This is a genomic window from Flavobacterium bomense, assembly GCF_003970355.1.
This window is the reverse complement of record NZ_RYDJ01000150.1, coordinates 1-1,257: the sequence shown is the minus strand read 5'-3', so window position 1 is coordinate 1,257 and position 1,257 is coordinate 1. Positions and strand designations below refer to the sequence as shown.

Annotated in this window: 1 protein-coding gene and 1 pseudogene; both read left to right on the top strand. The window is 35.5% G+C overall.

The genetic code is table 11. The features are described from left to right. The first annotated feature begins 145 nt into the window (after window positions 1-145). Window positions 146-796: a GNAT family N-acetyltransferase gene (locus EKL98_RS16315; RefSeq protein WP_126563179.1), complete on the top strand. Its 651-nt coding sequence runs from the start codon at window positions 146-148 to the stop codon at window positions 794-796. Between the two features lie 17 nt (window positions 797-813). Further along, window positions 814-1,257: pseudogene (locus EKL98_RS18645) on the top strand (CoA transferase); the annotation flags it as partial.

The following is a 1,257-nucleotide window of genomic DNA, read 5'->3' as shown; positions in this document are numbered from 1 at the left end:
ATTCACTATCATTCGGGCAGGTTCTACCATATACCCTTTTTTTTGTAGGAAAAAATTAAGTTGTCTGTGTAGATTTAAAAAAGAATTCCACGCTAATGTGGTTATAGAAAAGTAAAATCAAACAACAATATAAAATACCCAAATTATGAAAAAAGAAATTTTAGGCAAATATACTTTACAAACTGCTACGCCAGAATACGCAAAGCAAGAAGCCGAGCTTCAAAAAATTGTTTTTCCAACCTTATCGGAAGAAGAATTAATGACGGAAGCGCAATATAAAAGACATATCGAGATTTTTCCTGAAGGGCAAATGATTGTTTTAGATGGCGACAGAGTTATTGCCGCAACTACGACTTTAATGCAAAATCATCACAAAGGACATCACACTTTCTTGGAGATTTCGGACAATTTATGGTTAGGAACACACAATCCTAAAGCAGAATGGTTGTATGGTTTAGACGTTTCGGTGCATCCAGATTATCAGGGAAAAGGAATTGGGAGAGAAATTTACAATGCGCGTCAAGAAGTAGCTAGAGAACTGGGTTGTTTAGGACAAATGACTGCTGGAATGCCAATAGGTTTTGATAAAGTGAAAGACCAAATGACCATTGCTGAATACTGTGATAAATTGATAAAAGGCGAAATTATTGATCCAACGGTTACAGCTCAAACCAAATGTGGATTCATTTTAGTAGAACCATTGTTTGATTATTTAGACGATCCACGCAGCGGAAATTGTTCGGTTTTGATGTATTGGCCTTTGGATCCAAATACTAAATTAAGCGATGCTCATTAAATTGATTTGTTTTCTAAATGAATAAAAAAGAATTATTTACAGATTTAAAAGTAGTTGAACTTGCCGGAGTTTTGGCTGGTCCAGCTGTTGGAATGTTTTTTGCAGAACTTGGCGCAACCGTTTTGAAAGTAGAAAATCCTTCGAATAATGGAGACATAACTCGAAGTTGGCGGTTGGAATCAGAGCAAGAAAACACACAATCTGCTTATTATAGTAGTGTGAATTATAAGAAAACAATTCTTTGGGCTGATTTAAAAACGCCGATGATTTTGAAATAGTTATGATTCAAATTGCATCTGCTGATGTTGTGATTTCTAATTTCAAACCTTCATCAGCAAAACTATTAGGATTGGATGCAGTTGCTTTACGCAAGAAATTTCCAAAACTGATTTACGCACAAATTAGTGGTTACGTTATCGATGATGAAACTCCAGCATTTGATGTCGTGCTTCAAGCGGAAG

Excerpts from the sequence above, each read along its gene's own strand:
- EKL98_RS16315 (WP_126563179.1), top strand. The coding sequence starts at position 146 with ATGAAAAAAGAAATTTTAGGCAAATATACTTTACAAACTGCTACGCCA.